This window comes from Acinetobacter sp. 778_lipA, from assembly GCF_058242985.1.
The window spans coordinates 4,377,216-4,399,350 of record NZ_JBZAYT010000001.1 but is presented as its reverse complement, the minus strand read 5'-3'; the positions used below and the strand labels follow the sequence as shown (position 1 = coordinate 4,399,350).

The window sequence follows — 22,135 nt, the reverse complement described above, 5'->3', positions numbered from 1 at the left end:
CAGCATATTTATATTATGTCCAAATCTTTAGCAATTTTTCTGCTGTTTATATCTTCGAGATCATATTAATTCTCAAATCAAACGGCTTTTAGGTTGTTCCCTTAAAAAAAATTGACTTCCTACGTCTGTTAAATTTTCGTGAGATGAAAAATCAGTCTATAATAGTGCGCTTCTTGATATTCATTTAAACACTGATCACCAGTATTTAAACTTCCTTACATTCGTTTATGGAATATATGCAATGAATGCGGCCGCTGTACAAGACGCTCCTCTCGTTGGAATTATTATGGGTTCTCAATCAGACTGGGCAACTCTCGAAAACACTGCCAATATGCTGAAACAGCTTGGTGTTCCTTTTGAAGCCGAAGTAGTTTCTGCGCATCGTACGCCAGACCGCTTATTTGAATATGCTGAAACAGCACGTGAACGTGGTATTCAGGTGATTATTGCTGGTGCAGGTGGTGCAGCGCATTTGCCAGGAATGTGTGCAGCAAAAACAGATTTGCCTGTGCTGGGTGTTCCTGTGAAATCTTCAATTTTAAATGGCGTTGATTCATTGTTGTCTATCGTACAAATGCCTGCAGGTATTGCAGTTGGCACATTAGCAATTGGCCCTGCGGGTGCAACCAATGCCGCAATCATGGCCGCTCAAATTTTAGGTTTAACTCGCCCTGAAATCGCAAAAAATGTTGCAGATTTCCGTGCCGCTCAAACCGATAAAGTGGCAAGTAAAAATATTCCGGGTCAAGCTTAAAAACGGGACACAGGTTATGAATAAAACCATCGGTATCTTTGGTGGTGGTCAACTCGGCCGTATGATGGCGCAAGCTGCGCTCCCATTAAATATCCAATGCACATTTTTTGAAGCTGATGCGGATTGTCCATCTGCAATATTGGGACACGTTTTTAGCACTAAAGCTGAAAATGGGTTACAAGATTTTATTGCCAGTGCAGATGTTTTTAGTTTGGAATTTGAAAATACGCCATTGATTGATGTTGATGTATTAACCAAGCAAAAAGATCTGTATCCGCCACGCCAAGCTTTAGCAATCGCACAACATCGTCTTTCTGAAAAAGCTTTATTTGATGAGCTGGAAATTCCTGTTGCGCCGTACAAAGCAGTCGATTCATTGGAGACGCTTAAGCTTGCAGTGAGTGAATTAGGCTTACCAATAGTACTTAAAACTGCGACAGGTGGTTATGATGGTAAAGGTCAATTTGTACTGCGTTCAGTCGATCAAATTGATCAGGCATGGGCTGAGTTGGGGCCAGCAGGATCATTAATCGCTGAAAGTTTTGTGATTTTTTCTCGTGAAGTTTCAATTATTGCGGTGCGTGGTATTGATGGTGATGTAAAAACTTGGCCTTTGGCTGAAAATCATCATCACAATGGTATTCTCTCGCATTCAATAGTTCCTGCTCCAAACAGTGCTGATTTACAGCCCGTTGCGCAGGAATACATCACCCGTTTGTTAAACCATTTGAACTATGTCGGTGTGTTAACACTTGAATTGTTTGTGACTGAAAAAGGCTTATATGCCAATGAGATGGCTCCACGTGTGCATAACTCTGGGCATTGGTCAATTGAAGGCGCAGTATGTTCGCAATTTGAAAATCACATTCGCGCAGTGGCAGGTTTACCACTCGGTTCAACCGAAGTGGTTCGACCAACAGTGATGGTAAATATCATTGGGCAACATCCGAAATCCGAAGATGTTTTAGCGTTAAAAGGTGCACATTTACACCTTTACAATAAAACAGAACGTGAAGGTCGTAAAATTGGTCATATCACCCTGATGCCAAATGATGCTGCTGAATTAACGACTTTATGTCGTCAATTGGCGAAGATTTTACCTAATCCATTGTCATTAAGCGAAGATATGAACATTTAAGCTTGATTTTGTATGTAAAAAAAGCGGTCAAACTCTTGCCCGCTTTTTTCTATTCTACTGTTCTGTATCATGACGCTCCCCCTATTTTATCGCTAAGCAATGACCCAAAAATGGATCATTTTCTGGGGCTATAAAAACAAGAATGATAAAAAAATAGCTTCAATAAACAGAAAAACAAGCATCTATATTTAAATTCAAAGTTCAAATTTAAAGGGTTTAAAACATTTGAATTCAAAAGTATTAACAGCAAAACCCAAAAAGTTATCCACTTTGCATTTAAATTAATTTGAGCGTGGTTTTTGAATTTAAAACTTTAAATTTAAACTTTTGCTTGTTCGAAGTGAAAATAACGACTGTGGATAAGTTTTAATTCATCAATCTAAAATCCAAATTGTGGATAAAAATAAACACTTAAGCGAGTTTTGAAGGGATTGAGTGGAATTTTAAATTTAAATCTAAGGTTGCTAAAATAATGATGTTTTTTGAATTCAAAAATTGTGCGAAAGTTTTGAATTTAAAAAATGATCAGTTTGCTGGGGTGTGGGTAACTATATTTAAATCCAAAACAGTGAACTGTGTATTATGAATTTAAAATCAAAAAATGAATTCAAAATTTACGTTTTTACATCTGTCATTTTATTCACAGACTGCTATGGTATTCACATAATTTAAATTTAAAACCATTTTGTGGATATTATGCGTCATTTAATTTTGATTTGTGGATCTGTTTTGTTGGCAGCATCGCATGCCAATGCTGAATTAATCATTAACGGTCAGGCTGTATCTGGCTCACCAATCACAACAACACCGAATACAAGCTATACACCCAGTTCTAATTTTCAAAGCTGTATTGCAAATTTACGTTCGCAAGCAATCAGTTCAGGTGTTGGTGGCACAACCTTTGATCGTTATACGCAAAATCTAACACCTGATTATTCGGTCATCAGCAAACTGGATTATCAGCCTGAGTTTTCAACACCGATTTGGGATTATCTTTCAGGTTTGGTCGATGAAGAGCGGGTAGAAAAAGGCCGTCAAATGCTGGCTCAGCATCGTGAAGTTTTAAACCGTGTCTCAGCAGCTTACGGCGTTCCAGCAGAAACGGTTGTTGCTGTTTGGGGCGTGGAAAGTAATTTTGGTGACATTTCAGGAAAATATCCTTTATTACAAGCGTTGGGAACTTTAAGTTGTGAAGGGCGTCGACAAGGTTATTTCCGAGGTGAATTCTTTGCCACAATGCGTATTTTACAACGAGGTGATTTACGCGAAGAACAGTTAAAAGGTTCATGGGCAGGGGCATTTGGTCATACTCAATTTATGCCTTCAACGTATGAAGAATTGGCTGTAGATTTTGATGGTGATGGTCGACGTGACTTGGTTTCAAGTACTTCGGATGCTTTGGCATCAACAGCAAACTTTTTGAAAAAACGTGGCTGGCAAACCGGAATGCCATGGGGCTTTGAAGTAAAAATTCCAGCTGGCGCCTCTGTAGGTGGTGAAAGTCGTCGTAATAAAAAATCGTTGAGCACTTGGGTAAATCGTGGTTTTACTCGTGTTGACGGTACTCCAATCATTCAAGGCAATTTATCCGAAGGCGCTCAGGCCGGTTTAATGATGCCTGCGGGTGCAAATGGTCCAGCATTCTTGGTGTTTAAAAACTTTGATGCAATTTATTCGTACAATGCTGCGGAAAGTTATGCACTGGCAATTGCGCATCTGTCTGATCGTTTACAAGGCAAGGGCAGTTTTCAAACAGCATGGCCAACTGACGATGCAGGAACATCGCGTACAGAACGCCGAGAAATTCAAAATTACTTATTGAAAAAAGGCTATGCGATTGGCGATGCAGATGGCTTGATTGGCGATAAAACGCGTCAGGCTATTCAGCAAGAGCAAGTGAAGTTAGGATTGAGTCCAACAGGTCGAGCAGGGCAACAGATTTTAAAAGCTTTTAGAAATGAAGCTGCAAAGAATATGATGAAATAAACGTTTGATCTCACTTAAAAGGTCTGCATAAGCAGACCTTTTTTATGTGGATTATTCAATTGCGAAAGGGTCAATTTTGACCGCTTCTAGGACATCTAAAATGACGGCAGTAACATCCTGCGTATGATCACGATCATTAAAGATTTCATAGGCTGTAATGGTTACATCGGTATCGCTAGGTAACTGTTTTTGTTCTTCTTCAATTAAATGCTGAATCGGCAATAAGGTCTGTTTAATTTCAAGGTGTAAAACATCTTTAAACTCGATATTGTCGTCTTCAAGTTCAATGATTTGTTCGTTGAAATAAGGCAGCAGAATGGAATGGAGATAAGGTTGAAGTTCAGTAATATCAAAAATTTCAATATCACGAGTTTGCTCAATCGTGCTGATATGATCATTTACTTCTAAAATAATATGATAATAGCTCACAGTCATCTCCTCAATTTATTGCTTCAGGGGTTCACAATAACATGATTTTGCATAAAACTGATTTAAATACATAAATAAATTATGGATTTAAAATTGATAATCATCGCTAAATTTTGCTTATCGTTGTCTTGAGTTTAGCATGGCTAAATCCGCTGTGGTTAATCTAAAATTTTTCAAATCTTGTTCTTTCATCATTGGGTACATGAGTGCTTTAGGATCATTATTGTGCGCTAAGCCCAAAGCATGCCCCAGCTCATGTGCAATCGTGACACGTAAATCTTCGTCTGATGCAAATTCATAGATATTAATGGTTTTACCATCGAATACGCCTTTATCAAATTGGCGCGGTTGGAAACGACTATTAAAGTGATCCACAGATTGATTGTATTGTTGATTGACTGTGTTGAGTTGTTCAACTTGGTGATTTAATTCATAGACTTTTTGATTATAAATATCTAACTGTTGTTTGAGTTGGTTCTGCTCGATGATCAGTTGATTTTTCTGCTGATCTAGCTGAAATCTTGCTGAGGCATCTAAATTTTGATGGGATTGATTAAGAGTATTGACCAGCTGATTATACTGGTCAACTTTACGTTGATAATTGGTTTTTTGGAGGTCCAATTTATCATTGGTACGATCCAACTCAGCATGAAGTTGCTGAATTTTTTGCTTTTGGCCTTGGGTATATTGTTGGGTATTCTGCAAAATACGCAACTCTTGGTTTCTGGCACTAGATTCCGCTTGGCGTTCGTCATAAATTAAGTTAATCGTCAGTTTGGCCTGATCATCATAAACAAAGAGACTTTTCATGGTTCCTAAATGCCAAATATCTGTGGCTTGTTGTGCCAAATTTTGTACTTGCTGTTTACTGACATGAAAACGCGGATCTACTTCGCCAATACGATAACGTAAACGGGTATCTAAAGGATGCGTGATACGATCAATGGCAGAATTATGATTTAATTGCGGATACATCATGCGTTGTATCGCAAAATAAGCAGTAAAGGCAATTACACAGAGTAGAATCCAAAAACGCATGATTGATTTAAAAATAATTGTTGTTGTGGATAATTTATCTGAAAATATAACAATCGCAAATGCTTAAGCAAGTAAAGCTTGCGTGATCATTATAAATATTGATTTCAATTAATGATGTTTTTAACAAGCTGCTTTAGGTGGAAAACAACAATATGAATGGAACGCTGATTTTAGGCTGGATTTCTCTAATCCTTGGTATCGCTTGTTTGATAAGGGCTTTCTACAGCCTATTTCTTATGTTTCGATCACGTTTAGTGCTGGACTTAGTCTTAAATCAAAAAATTAAAAATTTTAAAATCAGCAAAAAGGGCGGCTATGCAATTTGGCAAGAGGGTCCATTATTTAAACTTGCACCTATGCTATTGATTCATCCACAAATCACCAATACAGATCTTCAGCAGATTGTGAAGCTATCACCAAGTACTGCAAGAGCAAGTAAAAATGGGTTTTCTCGTGCTTCAATGCTGATGTTTTATTGTGAGTTGGATGTTGGACACTATTGTTTAGAGGTACTCGATGGTTCGTCATTAAACCCAATCGAAGATAAGATTTCTCAGACCATCACCGATCATTTATCCATGCAAAAACAAGCTGACAGTCTATACAATTTACAGATACGTGAAAGCCTGAGCAAAAAGCAAAGAATCATCATGATCATTTGCATATTTGCAGGATTACTTTTGTTGATGAAAGGATTATTTACCATCATCGCACTGAGTTTGGGCATCGCGATGGAAGGTTCATTCACATAATCTGTTTATTTAAGCGTTAAACAGGACTTGGATATCAATAAATAAGAGAATAAAAGCAAAAACGCTGAGTAATCGATTCATCCAAACAGATCTTTTTAAATAGCCAGGGCTGATATATAAGGCTTTGAATTGTAAAGGATGCAGCATGATATAGCTGATTTTCTGTTTAAATACTGGAGAGACGGATTGTTGTTGCTTTAAAACCACTTGGTGCAGAATAAAAGCATTTAGCCACCAGAGTATAAATAGAATGAGTAAAATAATGCTGATACTTAATGTCAAACGAATCCAAGCATTCTGTTCAAAATAGGCAATTTCAGTATAAAAATGGCTCATCAATACAATGCTGACCAGTAACATGGTGCGATAAAAAGTTTGCCGTGTAAATTCAAGGTGCAAAGGATGATTAAGCTTTTGTTTATCCGCTTTACTCACTATTTTCCCTGCAAAAAATGCAAAACCATGACATAGAATCTCTAAAAAGAGATATAAGCCAATGCTGATAGCAAGCGTTTTATACATGATTAATCGTGTATAAAAATAGGTTGATAGAGTGATGGAGTCACTAAAATCATCAATAAAATTCCAGAACAAACAAAGGCCAGATCGTTAAAAATCGCTGCATAACTGGTCATATAAATCCAATGCATAAAGGGCATAAAATAAATCAGAAATATTGGGAAAAATGTATAGAGATAAGCCTTTCTTGCCCATTCTTTTTTTAAACATAAACCAAATGTGATGATGAGGATGATTAAGCCTGCAACTGACATAACCCCCAATTCCCAAGCTTGCGGGTCTTGGTAAAGCGTTTTATCCAGAAGTTCTAACTCGGGTTCAGTACTGTATATATCGATGACTGCTGCAATGATAGGCAATATAAATTGCGCTATGATCAAGCTGTAATACACAGTATTGGATACAGCAGGAGAGTTTTTCATCGTTTGACTCATTATTATTGTGATAATTAAGATAAAAGATTTAGTGAAGATTGGCAATTGATCAATAAGAAAAACCACTCGATGACTAGAGTGATTTTTCGAGCTTTTTTATAGCACAATATCACTGACGAAATGTTGCACCACTTCGGTTAAATCTTTGGAAAGATAGTGTTGTGTATAGGGCTGTTTAAAATGGGCGTTGTAAGACTGTTCCGAGTCGAAGCGCTCCCAAAGTAGTAAACGGGTTGGTTCTTCTTGACATTGATGCAGTTGAAATAAGGTGCATTCAGGTTCTTGTTGAAGAGTGAGCTCACATAATGCTTGTAAGGCTTCACGGGTTTCTAATATTCTGTTTTTATCTTTAATTTTTAATTCTGCGGTGATGTAAAAACCTGAACTTAACATTGTCTACTCCTAACTCAAATCGTGAGTCAAAAATATTAACTGCTCGAGTTCACTCTAGCTCAAGCATTTTTTGTGCATATATTTCAATTTTATAGTCGACTATACTTTGTTCTTGCTTGAGTCTTTGAATTTCTTGTTTTAATTGAGCAGAATGCGCAATAAGAAGCGCTTGTCTTTGTTTTAAGGTTTGCTCTCCTTGTAGTCGAAATTGGGCAAAATCTTGCATTTTTTCTAAAGGCATGCCTGTTGATTTTAAGCGTTTTACCCATTCAAGCCATTCTAGATCAAGTTTGGTATGTACACGTCGCCCAGATTGATTACGATGGATATTTTTCAGTAAGCCTATTTGTTCATAATAACGAAGGGTATGGATAGAGAGTCCAGTTTTTTTAGAGATATCAGAGATAAACAAAAGTGACTCCATAGCTTTACGGATAAAAATAGATCATATAAAAAAACCGCTCAATCTCTTGAGCGGTTTTCTAAGATTAAAGTGACAAATTATTTTTTGTCATCTTTAACTTCAGTGAATTCAGCATCTACAACGCCATCATCAGCTTTTTGCTGTTGTTGGCCTGCATCACCACCGAATTGGTTAGGATCGAAGCCTTCAGCGCCGCCTTGACCTTGAGCTGCTTCATAAGCACGTTGAGTGATTGGCATAATGATGTTTTGTAAAGCTTCAGTTTTTGCTTTAATCGCATCAACATCATTTTCTTTTGCAGTCACTTCTAACTCAGAAACTGCTGCTTCAATTGCCGTTTTTTCATCAGCAGTAACTTGTTCGCCAAGATCTTTCACAGCTTTGTTTGCAGAAGCAACTAAAGCATCAGCTTCGTTACGTGCTTTTGCAAGTTCTTCAAACTTACGATCTTCTTCAGCATTTGCTTCAGCATCTTTGATCATTGCTTCGATTTCAGCATCAGACAAACCAGAGTTTGCTTTGATCTGGATCGATTGTTCTTTACCAGTACTCTTGTCTTTTGCTGATACTTTTAAGATACCATCAGCATTGATGTCGAACGATACTTCAATTTGTGGCACACCACGTGGTGCAGGTGGAATGTCGCCTAATTGGAAGTTACCCAACAATTTGTTTTGTTGAGCCATTTTACGTTCACCTTGGTAAACTGAAATATCTACCGCTGGTTGGTTATCTGCTGCTGTAGAGAATACTTGAGATTTCTTCGCAGGAATCGTAGTGTTTTTCTCAATAATTGCAGTTAATACGCCACCCATGGTTTCGATACCAAGTGTTAATGGTGTTACGTCAAGTAAAAGTACGTCAGTTTTGTCACCAGACAATACCGCACCTTGAATTGCAGCACCAATTGCAACAGCTTCATCTGGGTTCACATCTTTACGAGGTTCTTTACCGAAAAACTCTTGTACTTTCTGTTGAACCATTGGCATACGTGATTGACCACCAACCAAAATCACGTCAGAGATGTCAGAAGTCGAAAGACCTGCATCTTTAAGTGCGATACGGCAAGGCTCAATTGTACGCGCAACTAAATCAGCAACTAAACCTTCTAGTTTGGCACGTGTTACATTCATCACTAAGTGTTTAGGACCAGTTGCATCCGCAGTGATGTATGGTAAGTTAATTTCAGTCGAATTAGATGAAGAAAGCTCAATTTTAGCTTTTTCAGCTGCTTCTTTTAAACGTTGTAATGCAAGTGGATCTTGTTTCAAGTTGAAGTTTTGCTCTTTCTTGAACTCTTCAACTAAATAGTCGATCAATGCATTATCAAAGTCTTCACCACCAAGGAATGTATCACCATTGGTTGACAATACTTCGATTTGTTGGTCGCCATCTAAGTCAGCGATTTCAATGATTGATACGTCAAATGTACCACCACCTAAGTCATATACTGCAACTTTACGGTCGCCTTCTTTTTTGTCCATACCGAACGCAAGTGCAGCAGCAGTTGGTTCGTTAATGATACGTTTAACTTCTAGACCAGCAATACGACCAGCATCTTTTGTTGCTTGACGTTGTGCATCATTGAAGTAAGCAGGAACAGTAATAACAGCTTCTGTTACTGTTTCACCTAAATAATCTTCCGCAGTTTTTTTCATTTTTTTCAAAATTTCTGCAGAGATCTGTTGCGGTGCAAGTTTTTTGTCGTTTACTTCAACCCAAGCATCACCATTATCAGCTTTGATGATTTTGAATGGTGCAATACCGATATCTTTTTGTACTGCTTGGTCTTGATACTTACGACCAATTAAACGCTTGATTGCGAATAATGTATTCTTAGGGTTAGTCACTGCTTGACGTTTAGCAGATTGACCCACAAGAATTTCGCCATCTTTATATGCCACGATAGAAGGTGTTGTTCGTGCACCTTCAGCATTTTCAATTACTTTAACTTTATCGCCTTCAAGTACAGCAACACATGAATTCGTTGTACCTAAGTCAATACCAATAATTTTAGCCATAAATCAAATTCCTCTAAATTCTTTTGAATCCCTTGTGTCCTCTTTTTACAAAGGGGAGTTAAAAGGGATTTTCTTGTTATCCGATATGAGAGCCATTCAAAAATTTTCAAGTCATGATTTGTGAAAATTCATGAAAATATTTTTAAAAAGCTCCTATTTATTACCTTTATTGACCAACCATCACCATTGCAGGGCGAAGTAGTCGACCATTTAAGGTGTAGCCTTTTTGCAAAACTGTGCCAATTTGGTTGGCTTGTGCATTTGGGTCGATCCCGACAGCTTGATGTAAGTCCGCGTTGAAACCATTGGTTGTGTCTGCTTCAACAACACCGAATTTTTCTAAAGTGGTGAGAAGTGATTTCAAGGTCAGTTTTACGCCTTCTAGTACAGGTGTTTCTTCATCGCCACCTGCGAGGATGGCACGCTCAAGGTTGTCGACAGAGTTTAATAATTCTTTCGCAAACTTTTCTAACACGATGTCTTTATGCTTTTCAGCATCACGTTGAATACGTTCTACACTTTTCTGTGCTTCATAAACCGCGTTTGCAGTACGTGCTTTTTCGAGTTTTAAGCTCTCTTCAAGATGACTAATTTGAGCCTGTAAAGCTTCAACGGTAACTTCAACCTGTTCATTTTCAGCCTGAGTTTGCTGTTCGGCTTGCTCGTTTTGAATATCTTGGGCTTCTTGATTCTGCTCAGTTGCCATTGATTTACTCCGTTTAAATGGGTTCTTAAACATGTACAGTCCTTATCGGCAGCAGTTTTGCACTGTGTTCATTTTTGAACTGCCATGATCGTTTAATTCATTAATGAATAAGAAATGTGGGCGAGCCGCTAAAATTCAAGCAGTTTTAGAGATTATTTAATGAAATTCAGTGAAAAAAGCTGATCTAAGGGAGAAATCTCAAACTTTAAAGATATTTTTGTTGGAATAATCATCAAATCAGTGATTATTTTTTTAGATTAAAAATTTAACTTTATTGATGATAGATGCAGCTATTGCTCAAAAATGATGAGTAAATTCAAAAATTAAAATTGAATGAACAGATTAAAATGCTTAATTTACATGTAAAACCGATTAAACTTATTGAAAATAAGGTTTTGCGAAAAAGCAATAATTTAATTATCATGCTCCATAGATTCTATGGCTGTAGTTTCTTTTTTTAGTTTGAACAATGTTTTCATCGCTTATCCAATCTTCTTGGATAAGCTTTTTTTTTGTCTTGTAAAAAGCCATTAACAATGTAAGTAATCCGAAACTTTTATGGTAAAAGTATATCTTTGATCAGGTAGACTTTTGCCTAACCGCATTTAATCCCATCAAAAAATCTAGTGAAATGAAACAAGTATAATGAAAAATAAAATCGGTCAATATAAATCATTGATTTAATAAACTTTGCATAACTTATACGGCAACACCTTAAAAGTCTAACCAAGCTTCAACGAAGTTTGCAGAAAAAATAGCAATCATAGTCAGCACGACAACGCAGTCCTGTGTTGCCGTTTTTTGATAGAGTGATAAAGGAATTTATGATGAAAAAATCAGGTCTTATTTTTATGCTATTGGCTGGTGTTGCGGTTATGAGTACGGCGTGTACATCAAGTGAAACAACACAAGCACCTGAAACAACCCAATCAGCACCAATGGGTTCTGCAGATCAACAGCAATCGGCACAAACTGCGACTGTAGATCCGACTCAACAAGGTACTGCTGTTGAGGGAGATGCAACGATTCAGCAATCACAACCTGCTCAAGCAACCAATGACCCAAGTTTAGTTGAACAACCTTCAGCTCAGTAAATTTTAAAATAAAAAATCAGGCAATTTATGGATGCCTCCATTGCCTGATTTTTATCAACAACTTTTGATGAGAGGTTACTCACCCGCCAAAGAACATTCAAAGTTGGTTCGATCTACAGTACATCGCGCCCGTTTAAGCACTGACATCATGGTCGGATCGTAAATACCTTGTCGGGTTAAATCCATACGTCCATCTCGTAAAAGCTTTTGATATTTTTCAGTATCTGCTTTACTTAAATTCAAACGATATTTAGCTGGAATGCCTTCTTCTAAACGTTTGACCATACTGAATTGACGAGGAAGTTGCTTGATAAACCACGTTCTAGAATCATTGCCAAAAGTAGCAGGGAATTTTTGAGATCTAAATACCAAATCTGCAGTGACATTTAGCACTGGAAAATTGATCAATGCACCTTTAGAGCCAAGCCCTTTTTCCATTTCTAAAGGTTTAAAGGCGTAAGCTGGCGCACCCACCATTGGTACTTCACCTGTATTAAACTTCTTAATAAAATTGGAAATATCCGAAGGAACAGGAATTGCTCCGACACGTTCAACCATTGCAATCTGTGCTTTGTCATACGCCAATACCGCAAATTTCTTACCTTTACCTTTTTCAATAGTATTAATGGTTCGATCGTTCACAAAGATATATGCAGGGCCAATTTGACCGATTCCACCAATTTCTATTTCTTCATTGTCTATCTTGGTTTTTAAGCGTTTTACATTACGCTTATCCAAAACAAAGGTAATCGCCTTGAGTGCAATGGCATTGGTTGGAACCCCCCCCAGCGCGTCAATAGACCCTGCGAATTTATTGTATTGGCGTGCACGCATTGTGGTGATATAGGCAGCATCACATTTACCATTTTTAAAATCTTTATCAGCAAGCTCTTCATTTTGGTAAGCAATCAGCTGGACATCGGTATTCCATGTTTTTGCAGCGAGTGCCCACTCTTCCATCATTTTATAGGATTCGCCAGCTTTCCCTAATAAATCAAAAACACAGATTTCTTGTTTTGCTTGAGAGGTGCTTGATATTCCTAATAATACGATTGTATTAAGGGCAAGAAATTCCTTTTTCATGTTATATCCTTATACTTAAAACGCGTTTTATTTATACTAAATATAGTAATATTATTTGAATAAAAATAGAGTTTTTACTCTATTTCCGATGAGTAAACCATTGAATGGCTTGCTTAATGTGATTTATTTATCCTAATAAAATATTATTGTGATATTGTTTTGTTTGTTGGTGTGGGTTTAGTGGCCTAATTAAAATCTTGTTAATTTTGATCGATCTAGAAAAATAAAATAGATTTCAAGTTTTGTTAATCAATAAAACATATAAGTAAATCTAAAAAACGTATTTTTAATAATATACAAAAAAACCGTACCATGAGGCTGATTCCCATCTATTTTTATTTATTCTAGTCCACACATTGATCATGAAATTTCAGCAACTGATTTTGCTTTGCTCAGCCATAAGTTTATATAGCTATAGTGGTTTGGCAAATGCTCGCCCTATCGTCATTGGTTATCAAACCAACATAGAACCTGCCAAAGTTGCACAGGCTGACGGTGTGTATGACAAAGTAATTGGGGAAAAACTGGATTGGCGCTTATTTAATAGTGGCGCAGAAGTTTTAACTGCATTGGCTTCAGGTTCTGTAGATATCGCACTGATTGGTTCAAGTCCTTTGGGGGCAGCTGTTGCCAATAATTTGCCTATAGAGGTGTTTTTAATTTCTACCGATCTGAAAAGTGCGGAAGCCTTAGTAGTGAGAAATGGCTCAGGAATTAATAGTCCTCAGGACTTAATTGGGAAAAAGGTGGCCACCCCATTTGCTTCGACTTCCCATTACAGTTTATTGGGGGCTTTGCAGCATTGGAATATTAAAACCAATCAAATACGGTTGTTGAACCTAAAACCAGCTGAAATTAATGCAGCATGGCGCAGAGGCGATATAGATGCAGCTTTTGTCTGGTCACCTGCACTTGCCAATATTAAGAAAACAGGTAAGGTCATCACAGATGCAGGGCAGGTTGGGCAATGGGGATCTCCTACATTTGAAGTTTGGGTGGCACGTAAAGATTTTGCACAGAAGCATCCTGAAGTCTTAGCAAAGTTTTCAACAGTGACACTGAACTATTATCAATCCTATAACCAGAATAAAAGTCGTTGGACTGCCAACTCGGCTGAAGTGCAAAAAATTGCCAAAATTACTGGTGTAGATGCTCAAGATGTGCCAGCGCTTCTTGCTGGTGCCGCCTATCCAGAACGTCAGGCGCAATTAAGCACTCAATACCTTGGTGGGCGGACCACACAGAATATTGTCAATTCAGTGAACTTTTTAAAAGCACAGGGTCTGGTGAGAAAAGCTTCTCCAAATTATCAACAGTTTATTAACACACGTTTTATTCAAACATCGAAATAGAGATCGGAAGTATTCATCATGGCTGTATTGACTGTAGAACACGTACAAGCACAGTATCCGGGTGCTGAACAACCGGTACTGAAAGATGTTTCATTTCAACTGGGCTCTGAGCAACTGATGGTTGCATTAGGTGCTTCAGGCAGTGGTAAAACAACCTTATTAAATCTGATTGCTGGATTTACTCAGCCACAAGCAGGCACATTAAAACTGGATGGCGAAGTAATCATTGCACCCAGCCGAGACCGTGGTGTGGTGTTCCAAGATGATGTTTTATTGCCTTGGCAAAATGTAGAAGACAATATTGCTTTTGGTTTAGAGCTTGCAGGATTTGATAAAAAAACACGTCAAAACCGTGCACAAGCATTACTCAAATTGGTGAATTTAGAAGGCTTTGGTCAACGCCATATCTGGGAACTTTCAGGCGGGCAACGTCAACGGGTTGGTTTAGCACGTGCTTTGGCTTCTGACCCTAAAATATTATTGATGGATGAGCCTTTTGGTGCTTTGGATGCCTTTATTCGTGAACAAATGCAGTGCTTATTATTAGATATTTGGAAGAGCACGTCCAAACCCACATTCTTAATTACCCATGACATCGAAGAAGCTGTTTTTCTAGCAACAGATCTAATTATTCTTGCACCGAATCCTGGGCGAATTGTGGAAAAGCTAGAGTTGGATTTTGCTAAACGCTATGCCCATGGTGAGCCAGCACGAAGTATTAAATCAGATCCTAAGTTTATTGAAATGCGAGAGCATGTGTTGAGTTGTGTGTTTATTCAAAATAATCAGGATCAATACCATGTTGCTCAGAGTGACCAAACTCAAGTGGAAAAGGTGGAGTAATGACAGCACAATTAGACCCTAAATTGATCCCTCGTACAGTTGAATCTCAGACTGTGGTGGTGAAGGTTCCACGTGAAGTCAATATTACCTTGATTAGTAGTATCACGATCATTACTTTGATTGCAATTTGGTGGCTGGTCACCACTTTAGGCTGGATTGATGCTTTATTCTTACCATCACCAACCGCCGTTTTGCAGCGTTTCAATGATTTGTTCAGCAATGGCTATATGAGTATTAGCTTGTGGAGTCATATTGGTGCAAGTTTGGGTCGTATTGGCACGGCATTAATTGCTGCGGTCATCACTGCGATTCCAGTTGGGATTGCGATTGGTCGTAATAAAGTTGTACGGGGTATTTTAGATCCCATCATTGAGTTTTATCGTCCGATTCCGCCGCTGGCGTATTTACCCTTGATTGTAATTTGGTGTGGTATTGGTGAATTATCCAAGGTGCTACTGATTTATCTGGCAATTTTTGCACCGATTGTTATTGCAACAGCAACCGGTGTACGTTCAGTCGATCAAGCTAAAATTCGTGCTGCACAGTCTTTGGGTGCAAGCCCAATGCAAATTATTAAACATGTGGTTTTACCAAGTTCTTTACCGAGTATTTTAACCGGTATCCGTATTGGTCTTGGGGTGGGATGGTCGACTTTGGTGGCAGCAGAGTTGGTTGGAGCTTCTGAAGGTTTAGGCTTTATGGTGCAATCTTCTTCACAGCTTTTGGCTACAGATGTGGTGATTGTGGGGATTTTAATTATTGCTGTGATTGCCTTTATTTTGGAAATTGGTTTACGTCGTTTACAAAGGAAATTAGTCCCTTGGGATAAGCAATCTCAGTAAGTTATTTTCGCTACACTGTTCTATAGCATATCGCCATATTTAGTTTTAACATTTTAATATATCGTGAGATGATCGAGGAAGAAATGAACGCTGTTGTTTCAAATATTTTTAAAGTTACCCCATTAAATCCAACGATTGGTGCGCTGATTGAAGGTGTGAATTTCAATCAGCCTTTAACACCTGAACAAAAGGTTTTGATTGAAGCAGCTTTATTGAAACATCAGGTGATCTTTTTCAGAAATCAGCCGATGACTGCACAGCAACATGCAGCTTTGGCGCGTCAATTTGGTCAGTTACACATCCACCCAATTTACCCCAATATTCCAGAACAACCAGAAATCATGGTTTTAGATACGGAATTAAATGATTTACGGGATAATGCATTGTGGCATACCGATGTGACTTTTCTTGAAGCACCAGCAATGGGCGCAATTTTAAGTGCAAAAAAAGTCCCTGCATGGGGTGGAGATACACTTTGGTCAAGTGGAACAGCGGCGTTTGAAGCATTATCCAAACCGATGCAAGCGATGTTGTCTGGTTTAACTGCAACACATGATATTGCACGTTCATTTCCAGTAGATCGTTTTGGTGGTGATCCTGCCGAATTAGAAAAGCTAGAACAGGCTAAGAAAAAACATCCTCCGATTAGCCACCCTGTGATTCGCACTCATCCTGTCACAGGTCGTAAAGCTTTATTTGTGAGTGAAGGGTTTACCACACGAATCAATGAACTCGAAGCCAAAGAAAGCGATGCTGTTTTGAAAATGTTGTTTGAACATATTCAGAAACCAGAGTTTGTAGTGCGTTGGTCGTGGCAGGCCAATGATGTGGCATTTTGGGATAATCGTTGTACTTTCCACTATGCTGTTGATGATTACCGTCCTCAGCACCGTGTTATGAATCGAGCCACTTTGATGGGTGATAAACCTTTTTATCAAGCAGATTAAGATTTAACTTGTCGTAAAAACCAATCAAATTTGATTGGTTTTTTATTTTTAAAATGACTAAATTTGAATACAACTTTTTGAAACTTCAATATTTAAAAAATACATTAAAGAAAAATCATAAAGAGAGCTGTTGTTCAAAGTATCGGTATGCTGTGTTTGTCGGTGTTCACAAAATAATTTGAATATTCAAGCTCTGATGAAACTTTGTTGCTGAGCAATAATGTTTAATTATTCATCAAAATTAAACAAATGATCAACATACTAGGCCATAAATATTTATTGCTTGTTGGAAATATCATGTTGATTAATAATAAAAAGCAAATCATTTTGCTGAGTGTGCTGTCTACGCTGTTGGTTGCTTGTAATGATGATAATGATCATTCAAATACTGAAAAACCAGTTGAGGCAAAAGCTTTAGAACTGAATATCTTGCATATTAATGACCATCATTCACATTTAGATGAAGAAAGCATTAAATTTAAAAGCAATGTGGGGACAGGGGATGAAGAGTTTAGTGTTGCAAGCGGTGGATTTGCACGTGTTGCCAGCTTAATTAACCAGCTTGCAGCAGAAAAGAAAAATGCTTTAAAAATACATGCAGGTGATGCGATCACTGGCGATTTGTACTATAACTTAACGGATGGGAAAGCAGACGCAGATGCAATGAATACCGTTTGTTTTGATACATTTACGCCGGGTAACCATGAGTTTGATTCTAAAGATGATGGATTAAAGAAATTTATTGGTTTCTTGGATCAAAGTTCTTGTAAAGACAAAACCCAAATTTTAACGGCCAATGTCAGTTTTGGTGCATCTTCACCGTTGTATAAAACCAATCGCATTTTGAAGTCACAAGTGTTTGAAAAGGAGGGAGTGAAATTTGCAATCATTGGTTTAACGGTTGCCAAGAAAACCAAAAACTCTTCTCAACCGAATGCTGATACATTGTTTGCAGATGAAATTGAAACAGCACAAAAAGAAATAAATCAATATAAAGCACAAGGTATTAAAAATATTATTCTTCAAACCCATGTGGGATATGACTTAGACCAACAGCTGGCAAAATCACTTACCGATGTTGATGTGATTATTGGGGGTGATTCACATACGTTATTGGGCCCTGACAGTCTTAAAAAATATGGCATGACACCTGAAGGTGCTTATCCAACACAGCTGAGAAACAAAGATGGTCAATTGGTCTGCGTCGCGCAAGCTTGGCAGTACAGTTATATCGTGGGCGATTTAAATGTGAAGTTTGACAAAAACGGGAATGTCGAAAGCTGTAGTGGAACACCACATGTACTCATTGGGAATAACTTTACCCGTACCGCCAAAGACGCAAAAGCAGTCACCGAAACTGAAAAACAAGCAATTCTGACGCAATTTAAAACAGATCAGGCCCCATTTACTGTTGTAATGCCACTACAAAACACCTTGGATGTTTTAAAACCGTATCAGGAACAAAAGAAAAAATTTGCTCAAGAAATCGTAGGTCAAGCCACAGATAATCTCTGTTCACGTCGAGTCCCTGGTACACAACGTGATGTAAATCGTTCAACACTCGGCGATATCTGTAATAAGAATACCCACGTCGATCAACATGGTGGAGATATTCAACAAATTATTGCTGAAGCGTTTTTACAACAAGGAAAGACCTTCTTTGGCGCTGATATCTCATTCCAAAATGGTGGTGGTGTCCGTGAAGATGTTGCTTTAGGGGATGTGACAGTTGGTAAAATTTATAATGTCTTACCGTTCAAGAATACATTGTTGCGTTTAGATTTGACGGGTGCTGAAGTTAAAGCCACCTTAGAGGATGCAATAGATGGTGTGATTGCCCAGAATAATACGGGTAGCTACCCATATACTGGTGGTATGCGTTGGAATGTTGACTTTACTAAAGACAAAGGCCAGCGTCTTAACCAAATACAAGTACGTAATGCATCTGGGCAATATGAAAATCTTGATCTCAATAAGATTTACAAAGCGATCACGATTGATTTTCTTGCGAATGGTGGTGACTACTATACCACCTTGAAAACCATTACTGGTGAGCGCCGTGTGAATGTTGGCTTAGACTATGCGGAGGCTTTCCTTAAATATGCCCAAGGTTTGGCTGGTCAGACAGGTCAAAAGAAAATTAATAAATTAGCAACGGCTGAATACAGTACCCAGCTATTTATCGATAAAGCAAAATAAACTGAAACAGACAATCAAAATCCCGCTTCGGCGGGTTTTTTGTTGGGGCGTTAGTGGAAACTGACAAAATCCTATGTTCGTGATGAATGCGTAATAAATAATTGCAAAAATCTATCCTTAACTTTAAAATGAGCCAAAATTTAGCCACGATGGCTTAAATAATCACAAAGACAACCTCAATTTTCTTTTTACTTGCCTCAATTTGATCTTGTAACGTTGCCTTTTGACAAGATTGTTTACAACCACTCACTGGTTGCAGGATAACCATAATATCTTGATTGAACCCATCATTTTAAGCAGGGTGCTTAAAATGTGATTTGAATCAGCTGTTAAATTCAATATTCGGGAGAAAAATCATGTTGTTTAACGTATTTCTCATTTTGGGCTTTAAATAGACCCTATACATTTTTAATCGTTTAAATTAAACGAAAATAAACCTTATTTTAAAGAATATACATGTTCTGAGGGATGACTTTGCTTGCAGAAAATGCAAATTGAAAAAAGTTTAGCCTTAGTCATGAAAAGAAAAAAGTGAATATATGAACGAATATATTAATCAACCTTTTGCACAAAATATGCATCAGGTTGACGTAGCGGATTTTGCTGAAATTTCTCCGATTGTAAAACTTTGGGCTTTTCGATTTTTGGTCGAGTTAGGTGGTGCAAAAGAATTTATTTCTGATCATTGCTTTAGTCATCAATGGATTGCAAAAAAGTTAGGTTTTTCTGAAGCATTACTTGCAGATAAGTTCGATGAGCAAGCTGCTTATCAGGAACTTAACCATTTGCATAAAAATAGCCAACAGCAAAATTTATTAGATAATTTTCAGTTCAATGCTGAATTGCAATATAACCTAAAGTTAATACAGCAATTACTGGATTTAAATGCTGTTGAAAGCACGATTTTAGGCTTTATCGTGATGTTAAACAGTGAACAACTTCTAGATGATATTGCGGATACCATCGGTGAATTGACTGCGTCTAAAACCATACGTGCTTTGGCTGTGGTTTTAGATTTACCTTATGAAGCAATTCGGCAGGCTTTGTCTGTACAAGGGCGTTTACATCGCAGTGGCTTAATCAGTGTTCAACAACACTATCGTAATTATTTACGTGGGAAATTGAATCTGGTGTCAAACCAATTGGCTGATAAGTTATTGGTGAAAACTAATGATGTGATGGATCTGTTTGTTGGAACCATTAATAAAAGTCAGCCTGCTGAATTAACCTTAGAGGATTATCCTCATTTACACACTGAATTGACTTTACTCCTAGCTTACTTAAAGCAAGTCAAAATGAGTAAGCAACAGGGGGTAAATATCTTCCTTTATGGCACTTCAGGCACAGGAAAGACACAACTGTGTAAGACCCTTGCAGATGAAATGGCGGTGCAACTTTTTGAAATCTCCTGTGAAGATGAAGATGGTGATGCAATTTCAGCCACAGGCCGTTTATGTGCGTATCGTGCAGCGCAGTGCATTTTCGACAGTCAATCTGCTTTATTGCTGTTTGATGAAGTTGAGGATGTATTTAATGACACCGAAAATGGCGTGGGGATGAAAAGCACTGCACAAAGTCGTAAGGCTTGGGTCAATCGTATTTTAGAGCAAAATCGTACACCAACGATTTGGGTGTCTAATTCTGATCAGCTCGATCCTGCGTTTATACGCCGTTTTGATATGGTGCTTGAAATTAAAGTGCCACCTAAAAAGCAACGCAGAAGCTTTATCGAACAACATTGTGGTCAAGAACTTAATCCTTTGTATCAGGAAGCCTTGGCCAATGTTGAGCAATTATCTCCAGCAATTTTACGCCGTAGTTATCGTGTTGCCAAAGCGGCTCAAATGCACAATGAGCATTTAGTGGTTCAGGAAAGCATGACCAAATTGGTGTCCAATACCTTAAAAGCACAGGGTCATCAAAGCATTAAATTGCAAGATAGTAATGCTTTGCCCAAGTTCTATGATCTGAACTATATCAATTGTAAGCAGAATCTTGCGGAGATCGCATCTGGTATCCTGCAACATGGTTTTGGCCGTTTATGTTTATACGGAGCATCTGGAACAGGTAAAACTGCATTTGCACGATGGTTATCTGAAACTATCAATAGACCTTTACTGATTAAGCGTGGTTCAGACTTAATTTCTGCTTGGGTGGGTGAAACAGAACAAAACCTTGCTAAAGCGTTTCAAGAAGCCGAAGACTTACAGGCAATTTTGTTGTTGGACGAAGTAGATGGCTTATTACAAGACCGCCGTCAAGCAACCCGCTCTTGGGAAGTTTCGCAAGTAAATGAGTTTTTGGTTCAACTCGAAAGCTTTAATGGCGTCGTAGTGGCGACAACCAATCGTTTTGATGAACTTGATCAAGCTGCATTACGCCGTTTCGATTTTAAAATACATTTTGATTTTTTAAATTATGCACAGCGTTTGGCTTTACTGGAAAATATCTGTATACAGCTCAAACTTGTTGTTCATGAAGCCGATATAAAAGTAAAACTGCAATCTTTAGATCGTTTAAGTGTCGGAGACTTCTCTGTGATTGTACGACAGTCCTGTTTTCATCCTTTTGAAAATGTGGATTCTATTCTGCAGCATTTAACAGATGAAATGACTGCAAAATATAAAAGTGCACAAAGTATAGGATTTACCGCATCAAATTGATGCGGTTTTTCTTTTTGAATCCTGATTTAGGTGAATAAAGCTCAGATTTTGTGATTCGAGAGTGGAAAACAAAGCATAAAAATAACTTTAATATGAAAAAACTAATGAAAAATGCTTAAAAAATAGATAAAAAGTATAAAAAAATGCTGATTTTGAGGAAAAAACGCACATCCGATAAAAAAGTTTAAAAAAAGGGGTTGTGTTGGGAATGGAATGCTGTAGAATGCACATCCATCGGCGGTGATGTTAAATAAAACTTCTGATAAATCAGGCACTTGATTAAGTTGTTAAGATTTCGAATTGAGATTTTAAGATGAGGTTAGGGTTGGGTTTGTTAGAAAAAATAATTAACATTATAGATTGACTTTTTAGAGATAGAGAGTAGTATAGCCGACCTAGCTTGATGCTGACGAAGCATTGAGAAGATCATTAAGAGAATATGAAGAACAACTTGTGTGGATTTTTACTGATTGATTGATCGAAATATTATCATTGATTGATTGGTTTAAATTACTCGA

General features: G+C 37.8%; 20 protein-coding genes. 11 read left to right on the top strand and 9 right to left on the bottom strand.

Annotation, left to right across the window (positions count from 1 at the left end; genetic code table 11):
• Positions 1-241: 241 nt before the first annotated feature.
• From purE to AC4CUY_RS20815, 3 genes are all read left to right on the top strand, one after another.
• Positions 242-754 carry a 5-(carboxyamino)imidazole ribonucleotide mutase gene (gene purE, locus AC4CUY_RS20825; RefSeq protein ID WP_004718991.1) on the top strand — a complete coding sequence of 171 codons (513 nt, stop codon included), beginning with the start codon at positions 242-244 and terminating at the stop codon, positions 752-754.
• 16 nt (positions 755-770) lie between these two features.
• Positions 771-1,892 (top strand): 5-(carboxyamino)imidazole ribonucleotide synthase, encoded by a 1,122-nt coding sequence (locus tag AC4CUY_RS20820; RefSeq protein WP_004718994.1) that lies wholly within the window; start codon positions 771-773, stop codon positions 1,890-1,892.
• A gap of 696 nt (positions 1,893-2,588) precedes the next feature.
• Complete coding sequence (locus AC4CUY_RS20815; RefSeq protein ID WP_490774640.1) at positions 2,589-3,878, top strand: lytic murein transglycosylase; 1,290 nt, start codon at positions 2,589-2,591, stop codon at positions 3,876-3,878.
• Between the two features lie 51 nt (positions 3,879-3,929).
• Here the strand turns inward: AC4CUY_RS20815 and AC4CUY_RS20810 are convergent, their stop codons facing one another.
• Together AC4CUY_RS20810 and AC4CUY_RS20805 are read right to left on the bottom strand one after the other, a co-directional pair.
• The gene (locus AC4CUY_RS20810; RefSeq protein ID WP_490774639.1) at positions 3,930-4,313 is read right to left on the bottom strand and encodes a hypothetical protein; all 384 of its coding nucleotides are present in this window, start codon (positions 4,311-4,313) and stop codon (positions 3,930-3,932) included.
• A 111-nt stretch (positions 4,314-4,424) separates the two neighbouring features.
• Complete coding sequence (locus AC4CUY_RS20805) at positions 4,425-5,345, bottom strand: matrixin family metalloprotease (protein WP_336954601.1); 921 nt, start codon at positions 5,343-5,345, stop codon at positions 4,425-4,427.
• A gap of 236 nt (positions 5,346-5,581) precedes the next feature.
• Between AC4CUY_RS20805 and AC4CUY_RS20800 the strand changes: the two genes are divergently transcribed.
• Positions 5,582-6,097 (top strand): hypothetical protein, encoded by a 516-nt coding sequence (locus tag AC4CUY_RS20800; RefSeq protein ID WP_419819805.1) that lies wholly within the window; start codon positions 5,582-5,584, stop codon positions 6,095-6,097.
• Positions 6,098-6,106: 9 nt separating this feature from the next.
• Here AC4CUY_RS20800 and AC4CUY_RS20795 read toward each other — a convergent pair whose 3' ends face one another.
• The 6 genes from AC4CUY_RS20795 to grpE all read right to left on the bottom strand — a co-directional run bounded on the left by AC4CUY_RS20795 (position 6,107) and on the right by grpE (position 10,594).
• Positions 6,107-6,619: a hypothetical protein gene (locus AC4CUY_RS20795; RefSeq protein WP_490774638.1), complete on the bottom strand. Its 513-nt coding sequence runs from the start codon at positions 6,617-6,619 to the stop codon at positions 6,107-6,109.
• A 2-nt stretch (positions 6,620-6,621) separates the two neighbouring features.
• On the bottom strand, positions 6,622-7,038 hold the full coding sequence (locus AC4CUY_RS20790; RefSeq protein WP_419360974.1) for a hypothetical protein: 417 nt from the start codon (positions 7,036-7,038) through the stop codon (positions 6,622-6,624).
• Positions 7,039-7,146: 108 nt separating this feature from the next.
• The gene (locus AC4CUY_RS20785; protein ID WP_490774637.1) at positions 7,147-7,443 is read right to left on the bottom strand and encodes a putative quinol monooxygenase; all 297 of its coding nucleotides are present in this window, start codon (positions 7,441-7,443) and stop codon (positions 7,147-7,149) included.
• 49 nt (positions 7,444-7,492) lie between these two features.
• Complete coding sequence (locus AC4CUY_RS20780) at positions 7,493-7,855, bottom strand: MerR family transcriptional regulator (RefSeq protein ID WP_490774636.1); 363 nt, start codon at positions 7,853-7,855, stop codon at positions 7,493-7,495.
• A gap of 89 nt (positions 7,856-7,944) precedes the next feature.
• Positions 7,945-9,888, bottom strand: a complete 1,944-nt coding sequence (gene dnaK / locus AC4CUY_RS20775; RefSeq protein ID WP_336954595.1) for a molecular chaperone DnaK — start codon at positions 9,886-9,888, stop codon at positions 7,945-7,947.
• Between the two features lie 166 nt (positions 9,889-10,054).
• A complete protein-coding gene (gene grpE / locus AC4CUY_RS20770) occupies positions 10,055-10,594 on the bottom strand; it encodes a nucleotide exchange factor GrpE (RefSeq protein WP_004719014.1) in 540 nt (179 codons plus the stop codon).
• Positions 10,595-11,418: 824 nt separating this feature from the next.
• On the opposite strand from grpE, the gene AC4CUY_RS20765 reads away from it, so the two are divergent.
• Positions 11,419-11,688, top strand: coding sequence for a hypothetical protein (locus AC4CUY_RS20765; RefSeq protein ID WP_244014501.1), 270 nt, complete (start codon positions 11,419-11,421; stop codon positions 11,686-11,688).
• Between the two features lie 75 nt (positions 11,689-11,763).
• Here AC4CUY_RS20765 and AC4CUY_RS20760 read toward each other — a convergent pair whose 3' ends face one another.
• Positions 11,764-12,771: a putative solute-binding protein gene (locus AC4CUY_RS20760; protein WP_490774635.1), complete on the bottom strand. Its 1,008-nt coding sequence runs from the start codon at positions 12,769-12,771 to the stop codon at positions 11,764-11,766.
• A 362-nt stretch (positions 12,772-13,133) separates the two neighbouring features.
• Here AC4CUY_RS20760 and tauA point away from each other — a divergent pair, with 362 nt between their 5' ends.
• From tauA to AC4CUY_RS20730, 6 genes are all read left to right on the top strand, one after another.
• Entirely contained in the window at positions 13,134-14,123 is a 990-nt protein-coding gene (tauA, locus tag AC4CUY_RS20755; protein ID WP_490774634.1) for a taurine ABC transporter substrate-binding protein, read from the top strand.
• 18 nt (positions 14,124-14,141) lie between these two features.
• Complete coding sequence (gene tauB, locus AC4CUY_RS20750) at positions 14,142-14,966, top strand: taurine ABC transporter ATP-binding subunit (RefSeq protein ID WP_419360979.1); 825 nt, start codon at positions 14,142-14,144, stop codon at positions 14,964-14,966.
• A complete protein-coding gene (gene tauC, locus AC4CUY_RS20745) occupies positions 14,966-15,808 on the top strand; it encodes a taurine ABC transporter permease TauC (RefSeq protein ID WP_336954590.1) in 843 nt (280 codons plus the stop codon). The genes tauB and tauC overlap by 1 nt, the downstream gene beginning before the upstream one ends.
• Positions 15,809-15,891: 83 nt before the next feature.
• Positions 15,892-16,755 carry a taurine dioxygenase gene (gene tauD / locus AC4CUY_RS20740; RefSeq protein ID WP_483770492.1) on the top strand — a complete coding sequence of 288 codons (864 nt, stop codon included), beginning with the start codon at positions 15,892-15,894 and terminating at the stop codon, positions 16,753-16,755.
• A 297-nt stretch (positions 16,756-17,052) separates the two neighbouring features.
• The gene (locus AC4CUY_RS20735) at positions 17,053-18,954 is read left to right on the top strand and encodes a 5'-nucleotidase C-terminal domain-containing protein (protein ID WP_490774633.1); all 1,902 of its coding nucleotides are present in this window, start codon (positions 17,053-17,055) and stop codon (positions 18,952-18,954) included.
• Positions 18,955-19,493: 539 nt separating this feature from the next.
• On the top strand, positions 19,494-21,617 hold the full coding sequence (locus AC4CUY_RS20730) for an AAA family ATPase (protein ID WP_490774632.1): 2,124 nt from the start codon (positions 19,494-19,496) through the stop codon (positions 21,615-21,617).
• Positions 21,618-22,135: the final 518 nt, after the last annotated feature.